This window comes from Brevundimonas phoenicis, assembly GCF_047237745.1.
Taxonomy (GTDB): Bacteria; Pseudomonadota; Alphaproteobacteria; order Caulobacterales; family Caulobacteraceae; genus Brevundimonas.
The window spans coordinates 2,118,042-2,139,338 of sequence record NZ_JBDFLN010000001.1; the positions used below are offsets into that span (position 1 = coordinate 2,118,042).

The 21,297-nt window shown below is 63.6% G+C and carries 17 protein-coding genes; 5 read left to right on the forward strand and 12 right to left on the reverse strand.

Annotated features, from left to right (window positions below):
* Positions 1-129: 129 nt before the first annotated feature.
* The 5 genes from ABC419_RS10470 to ABC419_RS10490 form a co-directional block, all read right to left on the reverse strand.
* On the reverse strand, positions 130-1,101 hold the full coding sequence (locus tag ABC419_RS10470) for a GAF domain-containing protein (RefSeq protein ID WP_412877541.1): 972 nt from the start codon (positions 1,099-1,101) through the stop codon (positions 130-132).
* An 80-nt stretch (positions 1,102-1,181) separates the two neighbouring features.
* Positions 1,182-3,263 (reverse strand): TonB-dependent receptor, encoded by a 2,082-nt coding sequence (locus ABC419_RS10475; protein ID WP_412877540.1) that lies wholly within the window; start codon positions 3,261-3,263, stop codon positions 1,182-1,184.
* A 297-nt stretch (positions 3,264-3,560) separates the two neighbouring features.
* A complete protein-coding gene (locus ABC419_RS10480; protein ID WP_412877539.1) occupies positions 3,561-4,037 on the reverse strand; it encodes a PraA/PraB family alkane oxidation protein activator in 477 nt (158 codons plus the stop codon).
* Between the two features lie 173 nt (positions 4,038-4,210).
* The gene (locus tag ABC419_RS10485; protein ID WP_412878778.1) at positions 4,211-4,816 is read right to left on the reverse strand and encodes a TonB-dependent receptor; all 606 of its coding nucleotides are present in this window, start codon (positions 4,814-4,816) and stop codon (positions 4,211-4,213) included.
* 27 nt (positions 4,817-4,843) lie between these two features.
* Positions 4,844-7,177, reverse strand: coding sequence for a TonB-dependent receptor (locus ABC419_RS10490; protein WP_412878779.1), 2,334 nt, complete (start codon positions 7,175-7,177; stop codon positions 4,844-4,846).
* A gap of 310 nt (positions 7,178-7,487) precedes the next feature.
* Here ABC419_RS10490 and ABC419_RS10495 point away from each other — a divergent pair, with 310 nt between their 5' ends.
* Together ABC419_RS10495 and ABC419_RS10500 are read left to right on the forward strand one after the other, a co-directional pair.
* On the forward strand, positions 7,488-9,164 hold the full coding sequence (locus tag ABC419_RS10495) for an FAD-binding dehydrogenase (protein ID WP_412877537.1): 1,677 nt from the start codon (positions 7,488-7,490) through the stop codon (positions 9,162-9,164).
* Positions 9,165-9,210: 46 nt separating this feature from the next.
* Positions 9,211-10,074, forward strand: a complete 864-nt coding sequence (locus ABC419_RS10500; RefSeq protein ID WP_412877536.1) for a bile acid:sodium symporter family protein — start codon at positions 9,211-9,213, stop codon at positions 10,072-10,074.
* On the opposite strand, the gene ABC419_RS10505 is transcribed toward ABC419_RS10500, so the two are convergent.
* The 6 genes from ABC419_RS10505 to ABC419_RS10530 all read right to left on the reverse strand — a co-directional run bounded on the left by ABC419_RS10505 (position 10,071) and on the right by ABC419_RS10530 (position 18,409).
* Positions 10,071-11,801 carry an AMP-binding protein gene (locus ABC419_RS10505; protein ID WP_412877535.1) on the reverse strand — a complete coding sequence of 577 codons (1,731 nt, stop codon included), beginning with the start codon at positions 11,799-11,801 and terminating at the stop codon, positions 10,071-10,073. The genes ABC419_RS10500 and ABC419_RS10505 overlap by 4 nt on opposite strands.
* Positions 11,798-13,084, reverse strand: coding sequence for an acetyl-CoA C-acetyltransferase (locus ABC419_RS10510; protein WP_412877534.1), 1,287 nt, complete (start codon positions 13,082-13,084; stop codon positions 11,798-11,800). The genes ABC419_RS10505 and ABC419_RS10510 overlap by 4 nt, the downstream gene beginning before the upstream one ends.
* Positions 13,084-13,950, reverse strand: a complete 867-nt coding sequence (locus ABC419_RS10515; RefSeq protein ID WP_412877533.1) for a MaoC family dehydratase — start codon at positions 13,948-13,950, stop codon at positions 13,084-13,086. The genes ABC419_RS10510 and ABC419_RS10515 overlap by 1 nt, the downstream gene beginning before the upstream one ends.
* 20 nt (positions 13,951-13,970) lie before the next feature.
* Positions 13,971-15,281 carry a 3-oxoacyl-ACP reductase gene (locus tag ABC419_RS10520; protein WP_412877532.1) on the reverse strand — a complete coding sequence of 437 codons (1,311 nt, stop codon included), beginning with the start codon at positions 15,279-15,281 and terminating at the stop codon, positions 13,971-13,973.
* Positions 15,281-17,635, reverse strand: coding sequence for an acyl-CoA dehydrogenase (locus tag ABC419_RS10525; RefSeq protein WP_412877531.1), 2,355 nt, complete (start codon positions 17,633-17,635; stop codon positions 15,281-15,283). The genes ABC419_RS10520 and ABC419_RS10525 overlap by 1 nt, the downstream gene beginning before the upstream one ends.
* 102 nt (positions 17,636-17,737) lie before the next feature.
* Positions 17,738-18,409 carry a Coq4 family protein gene (locus tag ABC419_RS10530; RefSeq protein WP_289647640.1) on the reverse strand — a complete coding sequence of 224 codons (672 nt, stop codon included), beginning with the start codon at positions 18,407-18,409 and terminating at the stop codon, positions 17,738-17,740.
* A gap of 176 nt (positions 18,410-18,585) precedes the next feature.
* Between ABC419_RS10530 and ABC419_RS10535 the strand changes: the two genes are divergently transcribed.
* Positions 18,586-19,206 (forward strand): TetR/AcrR family transcriptional regulator, encoded by a 621-nt coding sequence (locus ABC419_RS10535; protein ID WP_125900257.1) that lies wholly within the window; start codon positions 18,586-18,588, stop codon positions 19,204-19,206.
* A gap of 101 nt (positions 19,207-19,307) precedes the next feature.
* On the opposite strand, the gene ABC419_RS10540 is transcribed toward ABC419_RS10535, so the two are convergent.
* Positions 19,308-20,102: a hypothetical protein gene (locus tag ABC419_RS10540; RefSeq protein ID WP_412877530.1), complete on the reverse strand. Its 795-nt coding sequence runs from the start codon at positions 20,100-20,102 to the stop codon at positions 19,308-19,310.
* A gap of 111 nt (positions 20,103-20,213) precedes the next feature.
* Between ABC419_RS10540 and ABC419_RS10545 the strand changes: the two genes are divergently transcribed.
* Both ABC419_RS10545 and ABC419_RS10550 read left to right on the forward strand, forming a co-directional pair.
* On the forward strand, positions 20,214-20,819 hold the full coding sequence (locus ABC419_RS10545) for an LOG family protein (protein WP_125900255.1): 606 nt from the start codon (positions 20,214-20,216) through the stop codon (positions 20,817-20,819).
* Between the two features lie 115 nt (positions 20,820-20,934).
* A complete protein-coding gene (locus ABC419_RS10550; RefSeq protein ID WP_200165280.1) occupies positions 20,935-21,228 on the forward strand; it encodes a DUF8200 family protein in 294 nt (97 codons plus the stop codon).
* The last annotated feature ends 69 nt before the right edge of the window (positions 21,229-21,297 follow it).

Here is a 21,297-nt window from a genome sequence, read left to right on the forward strand (position 1 = left end):
TTTCCTTGGGCGCCGATTGTCGGCGTCGTTTGAAGCAAGGTCGGTCGGCCCGGCGGCCTGTTCCAGACGCCGCCCGGATGGTGCGGCGCACACCTGTCGCAGACTTGCGACAGTTTCCGTCGAGATCGGTCAGTTCAGGTCGATCAGGCCCAGACGGTGCAGCTTGCGGTGCAGGGTGGCCCGGCTAACGCCCAGGGCCCGCGCCGCCGCCGAGACATTGCCCCCGGTCCGGGCCAGGGCGCGGCGCACCGCCCCTCGCTCAGCCTCCAGCAAGTCGATCTCCGCCCCGCCCGGCGTCAACAGGTCGGAGGCGGGCAACTGGGCCGCGATCCGCTCGTCGGTGATCGACAGGGACAACCGCGCCGCCCGCGTGGCGCCGATCACCAGATCGTCCCGATCCACCGCCAGCAGGGCCGCCGCATTGCGCTCGCTGGCCCCGCCCGCCAGCACGATGCGCGCATCGGCGAAGGCCTGGCGGAAGGTCTGAGCCTCGATCGCCCGCGCCGCATCGGCCACGGCCGCTGAGATCAAACCCAGGATCGCCTCGGTCGCATCGGCGCGGCACGACGAGACGTCCAGCGCCCCGGCCAGCCGACCCATATGGTCATGGATGGGGTGGGTGATGCAGCTCAGCCCCGTATTGCGGGCGTGGAAATGCTGTTCGCGATGGATGGTCACGGCGCGATGCTCGGCCAGGGCCGTGCCGATGCCGTTGGTGCCCTCGACCGCCTCGGACCAGACGGCGCCGGGCCACAGGCCCCAGCGGTGGAAGGTGTCGTCGTCGGCCACAGCCCCGCGTCGCTCGACCGGTACGCCCTCGGCATTGGTCAGCAGAACGCAGCACCCCACCCCGCCGACGGCCAGAAACAGCCGGTCCAGCACGCCTTCGGCCGCGCGCGTCATCGGCTCCATCGCCTGCCGCGCCTCGCGCAGCTGCTGTTCGGTGATGGTCTCGACCTCGCCATGTTCGCTGGGGTCCAGGCCGTACAGGGTCACGGACCGACGCCACGACGCCGCCAGGGCCGAGCGCGCCCCGGCCCCCTCGTCATCCAGCGCCTGACGGATCAGGCTGGCGTGTTCATGTCGCACTCTATCGCCCATGGCCGCAGCCTCCCAGGGTCAGGGACAGCCGATCAAACGCCCGCGACCTCAGAACGTCAATGCGACCTATGTTCAACGGCTCAGAAGCGCCGCTGCAGGCTCAGACGAACCGTGCGACCGATCGGATCCTGAAAGTCGCGACCGTAACCGGGCGCCGGTCCGCCGTCGCCCAGCCGCGCCTTCGGCCTTTCATCGAACAGGTTCGCGACCTCCAGGTTCACCTGCAGACCGCCGCTCCGACGGCGCGGCCCATCGCCTTGGCCGCCCGCTGCCGGACGAGCGGACGTCATCTCGAAGTTGAGCTTCAGGTCCACGGCCGTGAACGGCTCCAACAGCAAGTCCTCAGGTCCATCCGTCCCGCTCAACCGTCGCGTGCGATAGCCGTCCTGCCAGCGGGCCGAGGCGTTCATCCCCCAGCGCCCTTTCCGCGCATCGATCATCAAGCGCGCGTCCTGCCTGGACACGCCCCCTCCGTCCCCCCGCAACCGGTCCAGTTCAGGCAGCCCGGCGGCCAGCGACAGCGTACTGCGCAAACGATAGCTGTAGTTCAGCGTCACCCTAAGCACAGCCGCTTCGCCCGCAGCGGGCCTGGAAGGACGCGGAAGGTTGAAATTCAGACTGCTGGTCAAGCCTTCCGTCAAGCTGGAACCCAGGTTCAGGGGGCGATAGTCAACGCTGACCAATCGTCCTTCGCTATCGCGGCGGAACCGCTCGGGAAAGGCGGCTTCGACATCCTCCGTCAGGTCCGGCAGGGAGCCAACCCCGTTCATAGTCTTGTCGCGCTGATAGCCCAGATTGGCGGACAGGCTCCACCGCGTGAACGGCCCCAGTGCCGCCGTCAGCGAAAGGCGCTCCGCGCGCGGTTGCTGCAGATCAGGATTGCCGCCCATGATCGGCACGACCTCCACCGCCTGACCGGTGCGGAAATCGAACACCACGCGGGGCGTGTCGTGATACAGAGGTTCGGACCTCAGATTGTCAGAAATACTGTCGTTGGCTGAGGACCATAGACCGTTCAGGCGCACCTTCTGTCGCGGTATCCAGGTCAGGGCCGCGTTTATCTCGTCGCCAGATCCCGCGCCTGTATCCCGAACGCCGCCGCCGACCGTCGCAAGCAGATCGCCTACGCCACGCAACACGCCGCCTTGGATCCCGGTTTTCGCCAGAGGAAACGCTAGGGATCCCCTGGCCTCTCGCGTCTCAAAGCGACTTGTCGTTCGCCCCTGGTCTCGTTCGACAGTCGATTGGTTGGCGAGGAGATTGCCGCTAAGATTTGCAACCAACGCCCCGGTCGGCAGCTCAATCAGCGCGCGGCCGGCTGATCCGCTAACCCCTGCCATGCGATTTTCGCTTCGCATATCGCCGAATCCGCTCTCGCGAGCGCGCGACGCCTGGCCGGTTATGTTCATCTGAATCTGCCATCCCAGCGCCTTTCCGCTTAGCCCGACGGCCGCGCCCATGCTTTCATTGCGACGCATGCTGTCAACGACCTCATCGCCGAAACGTATGCGCGACGGGCTTTCCCGGGCCTGACCGTTCAGGCTGAAAACGGTCGACCAATCGCCGAACGGACGCGTCGCGCTGAGATTCAAGGCAGCCATGTCCACGCGAGGGCGCAACGTTATCGCGCCGTCCATCAAGTCCTCGCCCCCCTCCCGGTCACGTTCGTCGGCGCGCAAGGCGGTGTCGCGAGAAACGCGAGCGCCGAACTGAAGGGTCCGCTCGCCCTCAATCGCAGAGCGACGCAGATCGGCGGATAATGACGACATCCCGCCCTGTGTCGGACGCCCGCCCGTCGCCCGGCCGTCATGGCTCTGGAACTGTCGTTGCAGGACCAGATTCACTACCCTCTGCCCCGGCGCGCCGCCATAGAGAGCAGCCGCCTCCGCGGGCAGCACCTCTGCCCGCAACAGCGCGTCCGGCGGAAAGCCCGTGAAGGCGCCGGAATTGGCCACGCGCTTGCCGTTGATGATCACCAGAGGCGCTTCACCGACGCCATGCGTCTCGCCCAGGCGCTGCAAAACCTCGCTGATGTCCCAGGCGCCCAGGGCGTCGATCTCGGCGCCGCCCAACTCGACCTCAGGCGGAACCAGGGCTGCGCCGCGACGGCCGCGAACCTCCACGTCATCGACCCTGACTGGCTCTTCCAGGTTCTGGCGCATGGCCTGATCGGCTGCGGCGCTCGCCATAGGAGTGCGGGCCTTCGTCGCCTGCGCGACATCCGCCTGCCCCATAGCGGCCAGACTGACCAAGGGCAGCCACAACAGCATGCGATACTCCGTCGTACGCGACGTCTCGCCTGACAGCTAAGTCAAATTAAATCCCGGGCCTAGCCCTTACAGACGACGCCGCCTGCTGAACTGTCAGTGTGCACATCAAAGAAACGCCGAGAGCTCTTGCGAACTCCCGGCGTCGGAAACGATGCAGTCATGAAAAGACGACCGCACCATCAGGCATGATCAGGAAATGGTCAGGCCCGGCGTGCTCGTCAGCGTGCCCGTGATTTTGCACGGGTTCGGCGAACCAGGAATAGTGGAAGTAGGGAAATACACGCTACTGGTTCCATTGTTCCAGTTCGTCGTGATGACGCCATTGCAGCTGCCCAGGATCGAGCTGGCGCCGATGTTGGTGATGGTGATCGAACCACCTCCGTTGGGGGTGATCGTCCAGGGGAAGCCCGACGGCGAGACCAGCAGGCCGCACTGCCAGTCGCCTGGGCTGAAGCTGCCGCCGGTGATAGTGGCCGAACTACCGTCAGCAGCCACAGTCCCGTTCAGCGACACGTTACAGTTGATGGTCGTCGACTGCTCAAGGGTCAAGGCGCCCGACAAGACAAAAGACGTACCGGCTGGACTGATCGATTGCGCCATGGCCGGAGCGGCGAAGCCCGCGATGGCCAGAACGGCGGCCGAAGCAATAGAAGCAGCTTTAAACATGTCATCTCCTCCCAAATATTTCACCAGTTAATGGTGACAAAGACACAAGACAATTGAAACAAATGTAAGTCAAATCATAAATATGATTAATTTTATATTCTTCACTTTAAATTCTATAAATCATAGCAACAAGCGCCGCCACCTTATTACAGATGGCAGCGCAGGATTTAAACTTAGAACCTCTTACTTACGCTTACAGCTATCAATCTAGGATCAAGTGTAAAAACATTTGTCGTCAAACCAGTATCATCACTGTTCGTGAATGCATCGGTGATCGGCGCATCATCAAACAGATTCTTGACGTATGCTTGGAAAACCAATCCACTCGACATGTTTTCGAGCGTAACGTTGATATTCACATTATCCCATGCCTTTAGACGATCATATTCCGTATTATAGACGCGAGCATAACTGCTTCCCTGATAATAGTAATCGCCGCGCAGCGTCAGATCCCAATCACCAAGGAAGAAGGTGTACTGGGCGCCGATGTTGGCGGTGATGTTCGGCGCATTGGGCAGCTCATTGCCGCTGATATCCGCCTCAAAACCACGCCCCCCGTTCGGCGCATCCTTGAATGGATCGTAGGTGATGCCGAACAGACGCCAGAAGGGGACGCTGGAGGTGTAGTTGGGATCAAACGTCCCCGTGCGAAGCGAACCGCCGCACAGCGCCTGAAGCGCGAGCGTCTTCGTAATCTCCGGAAACGCCGTACCTAAGATTTTTTCGACATGCTTGGTCGGCGCGATGCAGTTCGACGGCACCTGCAGCCAGGGCCGCAACACCATCCAGTCGGGATTGCCCTGGGTTCAATTCATGACGTCGATGGAGCCTTCGCCATCGCCGATCTTGGTGTCCAGATAGCCGATGTTCGCATCCAAGCGCAGGTTAGGCGTCGGCTGGAACACCGTTTCCAGCTCCAACCCCATCATGCGCGCATCGAAGTTCTCGTTCAGCGAGATACGATCGACGATCTGCGACACCTGATAGTCGGTGTAGTCGTAATAGAAGGCGGTCAGATTCAACCGCACCTTTCCATCATGGAAGGAGTTCTTCGTTCCGATCTCAAAAGCGTTGACATATTCCGGCTCAAACAACTCGGCCAGCGGCTGATACTGGATGACCGACGGATTAATGTCGACGCGAGGCGGGTTGGCGCCGCCGCCCTTATAACCCCGAGCGTAGGAGGCGTAGATCAGGGTGTCGTCCGTAAAGGGCGTCACCGGCTTCCAGTCCAGCACCAGTCGCCCGGTCAGGGCGCCCCACTGCTGCTTGACGTCCGGCAGCGCCGGATAGCCGCGACTGACATAACCGCCCGACGACGGTCCCGGATTGCCGCGATCCGCACCCAGAAGGAGCTGGCTCGGATAGGGCGTGCTGATCTTGCGATCATCGGTGTAACGCAACCCCGCCGTCAGCCGCAGGTCAGACGTCAGATCCCAATACCCCTCGCCGAAGACCGCCCAGGAACGTGTATGAACAACATTCTTGCTACGGAAGTAGTTGTGCCCGTCGCCGGCCAACTGACTGATAGGCGTCGGATCAACATAGACACATTCTTTTGGAGTTTGAGGCGTGCAAGGCTGCGTAACACGTCCCTGATTTACAGGAGCACCTACAACATTATTGTAATAATATTCAGCTAAGAAAGTAAAAACGTTGTTAAAAACGTAGTAATCATCATTGGATTTAAAATCCAAATAGTTAGCACCAATATTAAAATTAAACTTTCCATCAAGATTTGATTGAAGTCTTAGATCTTGAGCCCATTGACGATTTTCAGAATTGCTCAAGTCTGCAGAAATCATCCTATTGGATGTTCCTAGTTGCGGATCTGTATAGTAACCGCCAGGTAAAGGAGAATTAACTATAGGCTGCCCATTAACATCAAAAAGATTGTCAGTGCTGTTGAATATAGGATTTGAAACAAATCTATTATAATCTTGAGTTGAATAGTAACTATCCTCCGAGTAAGAGGTTTGAGATATCAGCTTCAGTTTGTCACTTACATCATATTCTATATTAAATTGCGAAACATCGTTCTCGACCCGAAAGATTGGATCATAACTGGTCGCTACTTCTCGCAAGTTCCGTGACTGGGTCAAACCTGCATAAGGGTCCGTTCCAAGCGGCACGCCCACCACCAGCCTTCTCGAAGCATCATAGCCAAATGACGTGGCGGCGAGAAAAATATGGGCGAACGCGCCGCCGTTCGGCGCGCCATAGGCCGCATCATCATAGAGCGAGCCCGGCAGACATCCCTGGCTCAGACGGTTTCGGATCAGGTCGGAAGTAATATTGACCGCACCCACGCGCGTCGGCCCCGGATCCCGCGTACACAACTGCTTGCCCGTGCGGGAACGCTGATCGTCTTCCTCGAAATGCTCCCAGATAAAGCTGGTGCGGAAGCGGTCCGTCGGTTCCCACAGGGCCGAAAAGCGCGTCGACCACATGTCGCGGTCGTTCACCTGGGTGTCGTTGAAGCTGTTGTAGTCGAACCCGTCGCGCTTGGTCGCCGACCCGGCCAGACGAACGGCGAAGGTGTCGGTGATCGGCACATTGACCATGGCCGACATGCGCCGGGTGTCATAGTTGCCCGCCTCACCCTTGACGAAACCCTCGAAGTCAAAGCCCGGCAGGTTTGGGATCATGTTGACCACGCCGCCGGTGGCGTTGCGGCCATACAACGTGCCCTGCGGCCCGCGCAGCACCTCGACGCGGTTCACGTCCAGATACTCCTGCTCGAACAGGCGGTTGCGGATCAGGGGCGTGTTGTTGAAGCTGACCGCCACGGCCGGGTCGCTACTGGCCGAAATCGCCTTAGTCCCGACCCCGCGGATCGAGAAGTTGTACATGGAGAAGTTGGCCTTGGAGAAACTGACGTTCGGGATCGCCCGCATCAATTCCGACCCGCCCTCGATCTTCATGGCGTCAAGGTTTTCCGCCGACAGCGCCGTCACGGCGATCGGCACGTCCTGAATCGATTGCTCGCGCTTCTGGGCTGTAACGATGATATCGCCCACCGTAGTCGCCTCTTGAGACGGCGCGGCGTCCTGAGCCAATGCAGGCCCCGCAGCGACGACAAGAGTGAAAACGGACGCGGTGACAGCCAGACGCGCGCGATTACAGGCCGCTAAAGCCATGAAACGTACCTCCCCAGACATCGGACGCCCTTCCCCAGACGCACCGACATGTTTCCCCCGCCCTGTGATGTATCATCCTGAGACTGGGCGGAACGTCACAGGATTGAAGCCCAACGATCCATCTATTCACCGCCCTGTCAATACACTACTTACACCAATGTGCGATGACGTAGGGTAAGTTTTCGCACTCGCGAAACTTGTATTTCGCGCTGCAATGCGCACTCAGGGCCCGCATTCTCTACGCCAATTCCATTGTACTTACATTATTGTTAGTTTATGAGATGCACTTTGACTATTCTTGGGTGAACCAATGGATGCAGACGTCATCGTCGTAGGCGGCGGCTTGGCGGGTCTGGTTGCGGCCCATGAACTGACTCGAACGGGACGCAGGGTCGCTCTGGTCGATCAGGAGAACGCGGCGAACCTAGGCGGTCAGGCTTTCTGGTCTTTCGGCGGACTGTTTCTGGTCAATTCGCCGGAACAGCGCCGGTTGGGCGTGCGCGACTGCCTGGATCTGGCCTGGCGCGACTGGCGAGGCAGTGCCGGATGGGATCGCCTGGACGGCCCTCAGGCTGAGGATGAATGGGCTATGCGCTGGGGCCGTGCCTATGTGGAGTTCGCAGCAGGCGAAAAGCGCGACTGGCTGAGGCGGCACGATATCAAACTGACACCCATGGTTGGTTGGGCCGAGCGCGGCGCAGGCAAGGCGTTCGGCCACGGCAATTCCGTCCCGCGCTTCCATGTCGCCTGGGGCACGGGAACCGGCGTATCCGAACCCTTCGCTCTTCGGGCAAAAGAAGCGGCCAAGGCGGGTCGTCTGACCTTCCACCATCGTCATCGCGTCGACCAGTTGCGAGTCGAAAGCGGTCGCGTGACTGGCGTATCCGGCGCGATTCTAGCGACCGACGATTCGCCGCGTGGGGCGCCGTCCAGCCGCCATGTCGTTGGAGACTTCACCCTGAAGGCCGACGCCGTGATTCTGGCAACCGGAGGCATCGGCGGCAATCATGAGATGGTGCGACGCCATTGGCCTGAGCGCCTAGGCGCGCCGCCAGATCACATGATCACCGGCGTACCCGACTATGTGGACGGGCGCATGCTGGACATCGCCGGCGCAGCCGGCGCCCGGCTCGTGAACCGGGATCGTATGTGGCACTACGTTGAAGGCGTACGGAACTGGGCGCCGATCTGGCCCGACCATGCGATCCGCATCCTGCCGGGACCATCACCGTTGTGGTTCGACGCCCTGGGGCGGCGCCTGCCCTTCCCCGCCCTGCCTGGCTACGACACCATGGCCACGCTGAAGTATCTGCGCACCACGCCCGATCTGATCCAGCACGACCACTCCTGGTTCATCGTCACCGAATCCATGCTGGCCAAGGAATTCGCCCTGTCCGGCTCGGAGCAGAACCAGGACATCACCAACCGTAATCTTCTGGGCGTGCTGCGTTCGCGTCTCGGCAAGGGCGCGCCGCGAGAGGTCGCCGCTTTCCGCGACAAGGGCGCCGATTTCGTGGTCGCCGACGACCTGGAGACCCTGGTCGGCCGAATGAACGGTCTGACAGAGCAGCCGCTGCTGGACCCGGCCCTGATCCGCGCCCAGATCGAGGACCGCGACGCCCAGATGGCCAATCCCTACGCCAAGGATGCGCAAGTTCAGGGCATTCACAACAGCCGGCGCTATCGCGGCGACCGCTGGGCGCGCACCTCGACGCCGCACAGGGTGCTGGACCCGACGGCCGGGCCGCTGATCGGGGTCAAGCTGCACATCCTGACACGAAAGTCGCTGGGCGGGTTGCAGACCGATCTATCCAGCCGCGTGCTGACGCCAGATGGAACGCCGCTGGAAGGACTCTACGCCGCAGGTGAAGCTGCGGGCTTCGGCGGCGGCGGATTACATGGTTACAATGCGCTGGAGGGCACCTTCCTGGGCGGATGTATTTTCTCGGGACGGGCGGCGGGGCGCGCATTGGCGGGCGCTGATTAAGAGGGACAACCGCGCCAATACCGGGCGCTGGGGGGAGGATCGACGCATGGATTCCGCACTGGCCACCATCGGCCTGCCCGTGGCGCTGGGCATCATCATGTTCGGCCTGGGATTAGGGCTGACGCCCGCAGACTTCGCCCGCGTGGCCAAACGGCCCAGGGCGGCGGGCGTGGCGCTGGCCTGTCAGTTGCTGTTGCTGCCGGCCCTCTGTTTCGGCCTAGTTCTGCTGTTCCGTCTGCCGCCCGTGCTGGCGGTCGGCATGATGCTGCTGGCGGCCTCACCGGGCGGGACGACGGCCAATCTCTACAGCCACCTGTTCCGCGGCGACGTGGCCCTGAACATCAGCCTGACGGCGATCAACTCGGTCATCGCAGTCGTCACCCTGCCCGTCGTGGTCAATCTGGCGATCGCCTACTTCCAGCCCGGCGACCTGCACGTCGGCCTGCAGTTCAAGAAAACGGTCGAGGTCTTCATGATCGTTCTGGCGCCGGTCGCGCTGGGGATGCTGGTGCGCGGATGGCGCCCGGCATTCGCCGCCCTAATGGACAAGCCTGTTCGTCTGGCCTCCATCCTGATCCTGGTGCTGGTCATCCTCGGCGCGGCGGCGTCCAGCTTCGAGGTGCTGATGAGCCAGATCGGCAATCTGGCCGGCGTCACCGTGGCCTTCTGCCTGTTGAGTCTGGCCGTCGGATACGGCGTACCGCGCCTGCTGAAGATCGAGCGCCCGCAGGCCGTCGCCAGCGCATTCGAGGTCGGGCTGCACAACGCCACCCTGGCCATCGTCATTGCCCAATCCGTGCTGAACAGCCCCGAGATGACCCTGCCCGGCGCCGTCTACGGCGTGCTGATGTTCCCGCTGGCGGCGGCCTTCGGCTTCCTGATCACACGCGGGAAGACCGAAGCCGCCTAATCCCGCAGTTCACGGCGCAGCACCTTGCCGACATTGGTCTTGGGCAGGGGCTGGTCGCGGAAGACGATGATGCGGGGCGTCTTATAGGCGGTCAACCGCTCGCGGCAGTGGGCGATGATCATCGCCTCTGTCAGTTCGGGCGAGCGCGGCACGATGATCACCTTGATCCGCTCGCCTTGAATCGGGTCGGGCACGCCCACGGCCGCCACCTCGTCCACCAGAGGGTGAGCCGCCACCACGTCCTCGATTTCATTTGGATAGACGTTGAAGCCGGACACCAGGATCATGTCCTTGATACGGTCGACCAGCCGCACCCGGCCGTCCGCCTGCATCACCCCGACATCGCCTGTCGCCAGCCAGCCTTCGGGCGACAGAACCTTGGCCGTCTCCTCTGGCCGGTTCCAGTAGCCGCGCATGACCTGGGGGCCGCGCACGCACAGCTCGCCCGGCTCGTCGATCCCGCACCAGCTTCCGTCGTCCCGCCGCATCCGCACCTCGGTCGAAGGCACAGGCAGGCCGACCGTGCCGTCGAAGCCCATCGTCTCGGGCCGCTCGATATCCACATAGCCGATGCAGACCACCGGCGAGGTTTCGGTCAGGCCGTAACCTTCAATCAGCGGGGCCCCGGTCACGGACTGCCAGGCCTCGGCGACCGACGCCTGGGTCGCCATGCCCCCGGCCACGGTCAGGCGCAGATCGGAGAAATCGCGATCGCGGAAGGCGTCATTCTTCAGCAGGCCGGCGAACAGGGTGTTCAGGCCGGTGAAGGCCGCGAACCGCTCTTTTCTCAGCACCCATTCCACCCGCTTCGCGTCGCGCGGATTGGCGATCAGGATGTTGCGCCCGCCCACGCCCACGAACATCAGCAGGTTCGCCGTCAGGGAGAAGATATGATAGAGTGGCAGCATGGTGACGTTGCCGACCACCTGATCCTGCGGGATCTGGGCCATGATCCAGGCGCGCCCCTGCAGGACATTGGCGATGATGTTCCGATGGGTCAGCATGGCGCCCTTGGCCACCCCGGACGTGCCCCCTGTATATTGCAGGAAGGCGAGGTCTTCTGCCTTCGTCTCGACCGTTTTCAGCGTCAGGCGCCGCGCCCGACGCATCACGGCGGGCCAGCGTTCCGCCTGAGGAATCCGCCACTTGGGCACCAGCTTTTCGACATGGCGCAACAGGGCGGTGATCGCCGCCCCCTTCACCCGCCCCATCATGTCGCCCATGGCCGTGACGATGACATGGCGGACGTCTGTCCCCTCCAGCGCCTGTTCCAGAGTGGCGGCGAACATTTCCATCGCGACGATGGCGACCGCGCCGCTGTCCTTGAGCTGATGCCGCAGCTCACGCGGGGTGTAGAGCGGGTTGACATTGACCACCACCGCCCCGGCGAACAGCACGCCGAACAGCGCCACCGGATACTGCAGGCAATTCGGCATCATCAGCGCCACCCGGTCGCCCGGCTGCACGCCCTTGGCCTGCAACTCGGCCGCAAATGCTCGCGCTTCCGACAGCGTCCGGCCATAGGTCACACCCGAACCCATGCTGACGAAGCCGACGCGGTCCGCATACTTGTGGGCGTCCGCCGCAAACAGGTCGGCGACCGAAGCCCATTGCACCAATTCGTCGTCGATCGTCGCCGGCACGTCGGGACGATAGGCGCGTGTCCAGAAGCGCTCCGCCCACAGGTGATCGGCCTCGGTCTTCGTCACATCCAGCGTCGCGCTCATTTCTCGATCACGTCGACGACGCCCTGCCCCCCGGCGGCGCAGATGGAGATCAGGCCGCGCCCCTTGCCTGCCCGGTTCAGCATATGCGCCAGATTGCCCAGGATGCGTCCGCCCGTCGCCGCGAACGGATGCCCGGCCGCCAGAGACGAGCCGTGGACATTCAGTCGCTCTAGGTCGATGGCGCCAGGCGCCCGATCCAGTCCCAGCCGGGCGCGCGCATAGTCGTCGCTTTCCCAGGCCTTCAGCGTGCACAGCACCTGGGCGGCGAAGGCCTCATGGATCTCGTAGAAGTCGAAGTCCTGCAGCGTCAGTCCCAGCTTGGCCAGCATCCGCGGCACGGCGTAGGCGGGCGCCATCAGCAGGCCTTCCTCACCGCTGACGAAGTCCACGGCCGCCGTCTCGCCCGCCCTTATCCAGGCCAGGATCGGCAGTCCCCGCGCCTTCGCCCATTCCTCGCTGGCCAACAGTACCGTCGATGCGCCATCCGTCAGCGGGGTGGAGTTGGCCGCCGTCAGCGTGCCGTTCTCGCGATCGAAGACCGGCCTCATCGCCGCGACCTTGGCCGGATCGATATCGGGCCGCAGATTGTTGTCGCGCGTCAACCCGTTGAAGGGGGTGATCATCTCGTCGAACAGCCCCGCCTCATAGGCCGCCGCCATATTGCGATGGCTGCGGATCGCCAGAGCGTCCTGCGCTTCACGCGGGATGGCCCAGTGTTTGGCCATCAGCTCGCAATGCTCGCCCATAGACAAACCCGTGCGCGGCTCGGCGTTGCGCGGCGGTTCGGGCCGAAAGGGCGCGGTCAAGCCTGCGCGCGACAAGGCCTTCAACCGCCCCAACGCGGTCTTCTCGCGATTGGCGGCCAGCAACGCCTGCCGAAAGCCTTCATTCAGAGCGATGGGCGCATCCGATGTCGTGTCCACTCCGCCCGCGATCCCGACCTCGATCTGGCCCAAGGCGATCTTGTTGGCGACCAGTATGGCGGCTTCCAGACCTGTGCCGCAGGCTTGCTGGACGTCATAGGCGGGCGTGTCGTGACCCAAGGTCGTACCCAGCACGCTTTCACGCGTCAGCGCGATATCACGCGAGAGCTTCAGCACCGCGCCCGCCGCCACCTCGCCCAGCCGCAGCCCATGCAGATCAAAGCGATCGACTAGCCCCTGCAACGCCGCCGTCAGCATGTCCTGGTTCGACGCCTCAGCGTAAGCCGTGTTCGATCGGGCGAAGGGAATGCGATTGGCGCCGACGATGGCGACACGGCGCGGCGCAGACAGGGTCAGCATCAGACGGTAATCTCCGATGACGCGAGAACGTTCAGCCGCCCTCGCAGATGAACGCGCTCGCCTGTCGGATCACGCACCTCGAAATCGCGGCGATCAGGCGTAACAAAAAACGCCGCCTCGCCAGGAAGCAGCAAGGGCGAGCGGAAAGAAACTTCGATCTCCACCGCATCAAGGCCCCTCGGGGGGGTCAAGACGGCCAGCGCCCGCGCCTTGGTCCACATGCCGTGAGCGATGGCGCGCGGAAAGCCGAACAGCCGCGCGCCCAGCGCCGAGGTGTGGATGGGGTTGGCGTCGCCCGATACACCGGCGTAGCGGCGTCCTAGATCAGCTGGGACTCGCCAGGCCTGGTCGCGCGCCATCTCAGACGCCGCTCGCATCGCCGGGGCCGCCAAGCCTCGTCCCTGGCCGCCGCGTTTCAGATAAACGCTCTGACCCTCCCACACGACCACGCCATCTCGATGCGCGGCGGTCAGGATGCTGAACGCTTGGCCCCGTTCGTGCGTCATCAAGCAACCAAAGCTTGTATTGAGGCTTAAGGTTTCGCCTGGCGTCAGACGCGCGCGCTGGCGGATACGATTATGCAGATGCACCAGGCCCGCCAGCGGGAACGGGAAATCCGGCCGCATCATCAAGCGCAAATGCATTGGAAAGGCCAGGATATGCGGCCAGGTCAACGGCACGCCTTGCCCTTCCTGGAAGCCGCACAACCGACCGTAGTCGGCGATCGCATCGGCATCCAGCCGTATGTCGTTCGCCCTCAGCCAAGCCCCCGGCAAGTCACGCGTCTTCGTTTCGCCACGCAGCAGCCCGCGCGCCGCTCCGCCCGCCATCTGCAGTATGGTGATCGGCGACGCCGCTCCCCTCATCTTTCCATCCGCCGCATTCGTCAGGCCCCCAGCAAGCTCTGACCGCAGACACGAACCACGGCCCCATTCACCCCGCCGTTGTCCGGTTCAGCCAGCCACAGTGCAGTCTCAGCCACGTCGACCGGCTGGCCGCCCTGTCCCAGGCTATTCATTCGCCGTCCCGCCTCGCGAATGGCGAAGGGGATGGCGGCCGTCATGCGGGTCTCGATGAAACCCGGCGCGACGGCGTTGATGGTGATCCCGGCGCCCGCCTCGACCGCCAGACGCCGCACCGCGCCGATCCAGCCCGCCTTAGACAAGGCGTAGTTGGCCTGGCCCTTGTTCCCCGCAATACCGCTGAGCGAGGACACCGCCACGATCCGCCCGTTTGGCCGGACCAGCCCAGCCCCCAGCAACGCCCGCGTCAAAGCCAGGGGCGCGCCAAGATTGACCGCCATGACGCCGTCCCACTCGGCCTCGGACATCCGCGCCAGGGTGCGGTCGCGCGTGATTCCGGCGTTGTGGATCACGGCGTCGTATCCGCCCGCGGTCCGCGCGGAATGGATCAATCGCTCCACCGCATCGACCGCAGTGATGTCGAGGCTCAGCGCCTCAGCGCCGATCTGGGCGACCAGCGCACGTAGGTCGGTCTCTGCTTCCGGCGCATCGAGCGCCGTCACGGCATAGCCTTCGGTCGTAAACAGCCGCACCATGGCCTCGCCGATCCCACGTGACGCGCCGGTGATCAGAACGCGTCTTCGCTCGGCGAACATCTGGACAGGGGCCGCCGCCCCGATCGTCACCACCTGTCCAGAGACATAGGCCGAACGCGGCGACAGGAAGAAGCCCAGGCTGGACGACGCCGCCTCTTCCGCACCCGGCGCGATCCGCAGCAACTGCGCGGTCCCGCCATCACGCGCTTCCTTGGCCAACGATCGGACGAAGCCTTCCAGCCCGCGTTGCACAGCCTCGCCTTCGGCATCGACCATGCTTTCAGGGGGGCGGCCGATCACCACCATGCGTCCGCAAGGCCCAAGTCGGCGCACCGTTTCCTGGAAAAAACGATAGAGATCCGCCGCGCCTGCCATATCAGCGACGTCTGAGGCGTCGAAGATCAGTCCGCCGTAGCGCTCATCTTCTCTAGCTGCCGCGTGAAGTTCGACGCCCCACCGCTCGGCCAGTCGGTGCGATAGCGACGACAGACGCATGCTCCCGCCCAGCAGCAACGGCCCCACGGGTGTGGCGCCGCCCTCTACTCGACGACGAAGCGGCAAAGGACGCGGCAGGCCCAGCGCTCCCGTCAGCCATCCGCCTATCCCGCTGTTGGCGAAGTCCAGGTAGCGGTCCGACATCAGGCGGCCTTGCGTCCCTTGCCAGCCAAGGCCGCCTCGCGCCGCGCCAAACCTTCAGCCAGGCCGAAGTCCTGTGGGAAATCATCGACCTGGATCGCCCGGATCGCGACCTCGGCGTAGCGCGCGATCAGAGCCTTTTCCTCGGCGTCGATCAGGCCTTGCGCCTCGGCCTCGATCGCCCAGGCGTCCAGTTGGGTCAAATCCTGCGGCGCACGCGACAAGCGCCCTCCCTTGATCGCCGGTTTCAGCCGCGCCTCCACAGCCTCCACTTGCGGGTACAGATCGAAGGCGACCAGAACGGCGGCGATGGGATCGACCTCCAGACTGGCTCTCCACGATCCGGCCACCAGACGATCCCTCGCGGGGCCGGGGCGCTGTATCAATCCCGCAACCTCGGCCGCACAGGCGTCGCCGGGCGTCGGCGCCTTCAGACCGAACGGCGTCCCCGTCAATTTCAGAAACAGGGCCGCGCCTCGGCTCGGGTGATTGGTCAGCAGTTCCCGCCAAGCGGTCGCCGCACGATTCAGCGCATCCTGTGCCGCCCAATGCACAAAGGGCAGATCTTCCGCCGGACGCCCTTCGTCCTCAAACCGCTTCAACGTGGACGACAGGATGAAGAGCTGGGATAGGATATCGCCCAGCCGTCCGGTCAGCGCGCCCTTGCGCTTCAGCGCGCCACCGACCGTAGCCATCGAGATATCCGACGCCAGCGCCAGCAGAGTCGAAAGCCGCACTGCCTGCTTATAGTAGCGCCTAAGCTCCGGCGCTGCGTCGCCCGGCGCCGAGATCAGCGCTCCGCCCGTGAGGCTGAACCCGACCGCGCGCGCCATAGTGCCAAGTACAAAGCCCACGTAACCGAAGAGGTTTCGGTCGAAGGCCTTCAGATCCTGCGCCTCGGCTGTCCGCATCAACGGCAGGACGTAAGGATGACAGCGAATCGCGCCCTGGCCGTAGATGATCAGGGTGCGAGTCATGATATTCGCGCCCTCGACCGTAATAGCGACCGGAATCTGCTGATAAGCGCGAGCCAGGAAGTTGCTCGGCCCCATGCAGACGCCCTTGCCGCCGATCACGTCCATACCGTCATTGACGATGATCCGGGCGCGTTCAGTCACGTGGTATTTGGCGATGGCCGAGACGACCGAGGGCTTCTCGCCCTGGTCCAGCGCAGTCGCGGCCAGCCGCCGCACGGCATCCGTAGCGTAGAGGTGTCCAGCCATCCGGGCTAGGGCCTCCTGCACGCCCTCGAAGGCGCCGATCGGCTGGTTGAACTGGCGTCGGATGGCGACATAGGCGCCGACCATGCCGACGGCCAGCTTGGACATTCCTACGTTCGAGGACGGTAGGGAGATGGCGCGGCCCGCCGCTAGACACTCCATCAGCATCCGCCAGCCGTTGCCGACCTGTTTGCGCCCGCCGATGACCATCTCCATCGGCACGAAGACGTCGTCACCCTCGATCGGCCCATTCTGGAAGACGGCGTTCAACGGCCAGTGACGACGCCCGATCCGCACACCCGGATGCTCGCGCGGGATCAGGACACAGGTAATCCCCGGCTCCTCGCCTTCGCCCGGCAGCCCGTCCGGATCGACCGCGCGGAAGGCTAGACCGATCACCGTCGCGATGGGGGCCAGGGTGATGTAACGTTTTCGCCAGGTGATGCGGAAACCCAGGGTCTCGCGTCCCTCCCACATAGCCTTGCAGACCACGCCCGTGTCCGTGATCGACGCGGCGTCGGAGCCTGCAAACGGGTTGGTCAGGGCGAAGCACGGAATCTCGTCACCGCGCGCCAGGCGCGGCAGATAATAACTCTTCTGTTCTTCCGTGCCGTAGTGGAGCAGCAGTTCAGCCGGCCCCAGGGAGTTGGGCACCATCACGGACACCGCCGCCGCCGAGCAACGCGTCGATAGCTTCTGGATCACCTGGCTGTGCGCATAGGCCGAGAAGCCCAGACCGCCGTAAGCCTTGGGAATGATCATGCCCAGGAAGCCCTTCTCCCGTGCATAGGTCCAGGCGTCGGGCGGCAAATCCTGCCACACCGACGTACTGTCCCAATCGCTGGACAGTTCGCACAGTCTTTCGGTCTCGACGTCGAGGAAAGCCTGCTCGTCGTCAGTCAGTCGCGGCGCAGGCGTCGCCAGCAGCCGCTTCCAATCCGGCCGGCCGGAGAACAACTCCGCGTCCCACCAGACGTTGCCGGACTCGATCGCCGCCTGCTCGGTCGCGCTCATGCGCGGCATGATGCGACGAAAGGCCCCCATCGCCGGGCGCGACAACAGGCTTCTGCGTACAGGCGCGAAGACCAGGGTCATAAAGACCGCCACGACAGTGGCGACCGTGATCCCTATCAACATGATGTCATCCCTCCCCTGCGAACCACGTCGCGCAGGCGCTCTTCAGTTCACTACTTTCGAGGAAACGCGGCCGCCCCGACCACGCTCCCCGAACGCCGTCTTTCAGCCCTTGCCGCCCAGGTAGGCGTTGCAGACGTCGCGCGGCACGCGCTCATAGATGTAAGGCGTAGAGATGCGCAGGCGGCGACGCGCCTGGTCCAGCGGTTCAGCCAGCAAGGCCTCGTAGTCCTGCCCCGGCAGCCAGGCTGCACGACGTCCGTCGCGCCACGCCCTGAACACCGCGCGGGCGCAAGGATAGCCGGTGCGAGCGCGCGCGAACTGCACGGCGATCGCCGCCGCAATCAGGCCAAATCCTGAACTGCGAGTCTGCGGCAGTGAAAAAGCCACCACGCAGGCTTCACCCAAGGCGTCAGTCCGATAGCCGGTCAGAACGTGCCAGATATCGTGCACGTCACGCAGACGACGCGCGTACCAGGCGCGCGGATGGGCGGCTTCGATCTCGCTGTCCGCCACCTTGCGGCTTTCATCCGCCAGTCCATAGGCGGACAGGTCTTGAGCCACGACGAAATCCAGATACGCGGCGCCGACGCTGCCCGCTGGGAGCGCCTTCAGCCAATCCCGGTCCTGAAGACGGTCTGCCAATTCCTGCCGCCGATAGGCCTGAAGCCCGCCCTCTGACGTGCTCATCAACTTGGCGTAACCCCAGTCAACAGATCGGCCCGCCAAGGCGTTCATGATTTCGAACACCTGTTCGGTATCATCCTTGTCCGCCACCAGTCGCCGTATGGCGCGGGCGGCGCGGATGGGCTGAACTCGACGGGTTAGCGTACGAGAGCGTTCGCGAACGCCGAATATGCCAGCATTATCATCAAGCGCTGTCGCGACCATGGCTTGCAGTCTCCTTGGACAACTCGTAAGACACGTTATCTACATGGATGTCATTTACACAAATGTCAATTAAAATCGCCGACAAACCTCGTCGCAGACGGCGCTCTCCCGAAGAAGCGCGACGCGAAGCCCTGGCCTCAGCCCGTGATCTTTTGTTGTCAGGGGGACCAAACGCCGTGACCTTGGCGGCTGTCGCGGGAGAGATCGGCGTCACCCATGCGAACCTGATCCACCACTTCGGTTCAGCTGCAGGCCTTCAATCAGCGCTCATGGGCTCGATGGTGGCGGACCTCAGCGACGCACTGGACGCCGCCGTCGCTCGCTTGCGAACCGACGAAGGCGCGCCGCTTGAACTCATCAACGCCGTTTTCGACGCCTTCTCGACTGGCGGCGCTGGACGACTGGCCGCGTGGATCGCCCTGTCCGGCGACCTGTCGCACTTGGAGCCCGTGCGTGAAGCGGTTCAGAATCTGGTCATGGCCATCAAGGAAAAGATCGGCCTCAGCGGCGAACAGGCGGACGAGACCATTGGTTCGGCCGTGCTCTTCATCGCATTGAGCGCGTTCGGCGAGGCGCTGATCGGCGATCCGCTGCGCGAGATGCTGGGCCAATCCGATGGAGCCAGCCGTCAGGTCGTGGCCAGCCTCCTGCCGGCCTTCTTGACCATGCACCCGCGCACATGACCACAAAAAGAGAGCCCGACGCCAGGCGCCGGGCTTGAAGTCATTCGGTGATGGTGGGTGTCCTCACAAAAAGAAGACGCTCCGTAGATCACCCAGTTTGGTTAATGGGGCGTTAACGACGTTTCTGTCAGTGGAGCCGCCTTGGTCGCGTCCGGAAACCAGCTCGTCTGTCGCGCTGCGCCCGAGAGCACGCGCGTGACCCGCCAGCCCTGCGCTGCACGTTCGGCGCGCCCTGTCGCCGGTCCCGGCCCTGGGTAAATGTAACGATCATCACCCACTTCGATATGCGCTTCGCGGTCGCTGACACGTGACAGCGGTGCAACCCAGAAACCAGTCTCATCCGCCACGGCGACGACCGTTTCGCCTTCGCTACGCACTTCGATTCTTCGCCCAGGGTCAGACCGTCCCGAAAGCAGCAGTCCGCGCCCGTCGCCGTCGACCGCGTCCAGGCTGGGGCCTTCCGTCAATCGACGGCTCGCTCCGCCATCAATCAGCAAGGCCCCGACCACGGCGCCCTCCCCCGCCAGCAGAAGCCGTTCAGCCCCCGGGACAGGCGTCTGGCCGATCTGGATTTCCGGCGTCAGAACATAACCAACCGCCTCCGCCCCCACAGGCAGTTCAAAGCGTCCTCTCGCATCCGCGCCCGCAGCCATGGCGGCGCCAACAGCGCTGCTCAGGACCACCCGTGAACCGGGCGGCGCCTGACCGCTGATCAGAAAGCCAGACCTCTGTATCGTTACCCTGTCGATATGCGGAGCAGCGGCCCAGCTTTCCTGCTCGGTTTCGGTCGGTTCTTCTTGCACCGACGAAGGCGCGCCGCAGCCTGCGGCGACAAGACCGAGACACGCGGCCAGCCCCAGGCCCAAACCCTGCAGTCCCGTCGCTTTCGCCTTCATCCCGCCCTCCTTCGCTCGTTCCATCCTGCCGCGCGTCACTATAGGTTGTGGCGTCATACAGGCCAGCCGGTTAGTGCTGGCGCTCTAATCGTGAAGGTCGTCAAACACTCCATGTCCTTGCCCTCCGTCAACATCGCCCCCTTCGAAGGCCAATCCGTCTGCCTGTTCTGCGGCTCGTCTGACGGAACCGACCCGCGCTACATCCAGGCGGCAGCGGAATTCGGCAAGGCGACGGCCGAGGCGGGCTGGCGCTTCGTCTATGGCGGCGGCGGCGTGGGCCTTATGGGCGCCTCGGCTCGCGCAGCGCATGAAGCCGGCGGTCGCGTCGTCGGCATCATGCCCGCCTTCCTGCGCAGCCGCGAGCGCCTGTTCGACGATGTGGAGACGATCGTCGTCACCTCCATGCACGAACGCAAACAACTGATGTACGACGAATCCGACGTCTTCGTCGTCGCCCCGGGCGGCGTCGGCACCCTGGAGGAAGTGGTCGAACTGCTGTCGTGGAAACGGTTGGACCTGCACGCCAAGCCGGTCATCTTCTTGAATCTGGATGGTTTCTGGGACGGCTTCTTCACCCTGATCGAGCATACGGTGGCCAAGGGCATGACCCCGCCCAGCTTCCTGGAGGCCTATGTCAGCGTCGATTCCGTCGAAGGCGCGATCGAAGCCATGAAATCAGCTCAGGACACGCCCCACTTGAAACATGATCGTCGGTAAGTAAACGTAGGTCAGTAAACGCCGATCCCTCGACAGAAAGCCGCATTGACAGTTTTCTAAAAGAACGGACTATGGCGGTGCTGGGCGTGCGCCCTACCCTTATCGGAGACTGTTCATGCGTGCTCTTCTCGCCGCCGCCGTCCTGTTCGCGGCCGCCCCTGCCTTCGCCCAGGCCCCGGCCACCAGCGCCACCCTGGCTGACGCCGCCAAGGCCCCGACCGGCCGTGTGATCGTCGACGGCGCCACCTGGCGCTGCGAAGGCGACGCCTGCACCGCCACCGGCGGCTCCAATCAGCCCGCGACGCGCGCCTGCCGTCGCGTGGTCGCCAAGATCGGCCCGGTGACCAGCTTCTCCTACAAGGGCCAGGCCCTGAGCGCAGAAGAGATCGCCGCCTGCAACGCGGGCTGATCCCGACTTCAGTCCTAAATGAAAAAGGCCGCCTTCATGACGAGGGCGGCCTTTCTTCTATCCCTTGGG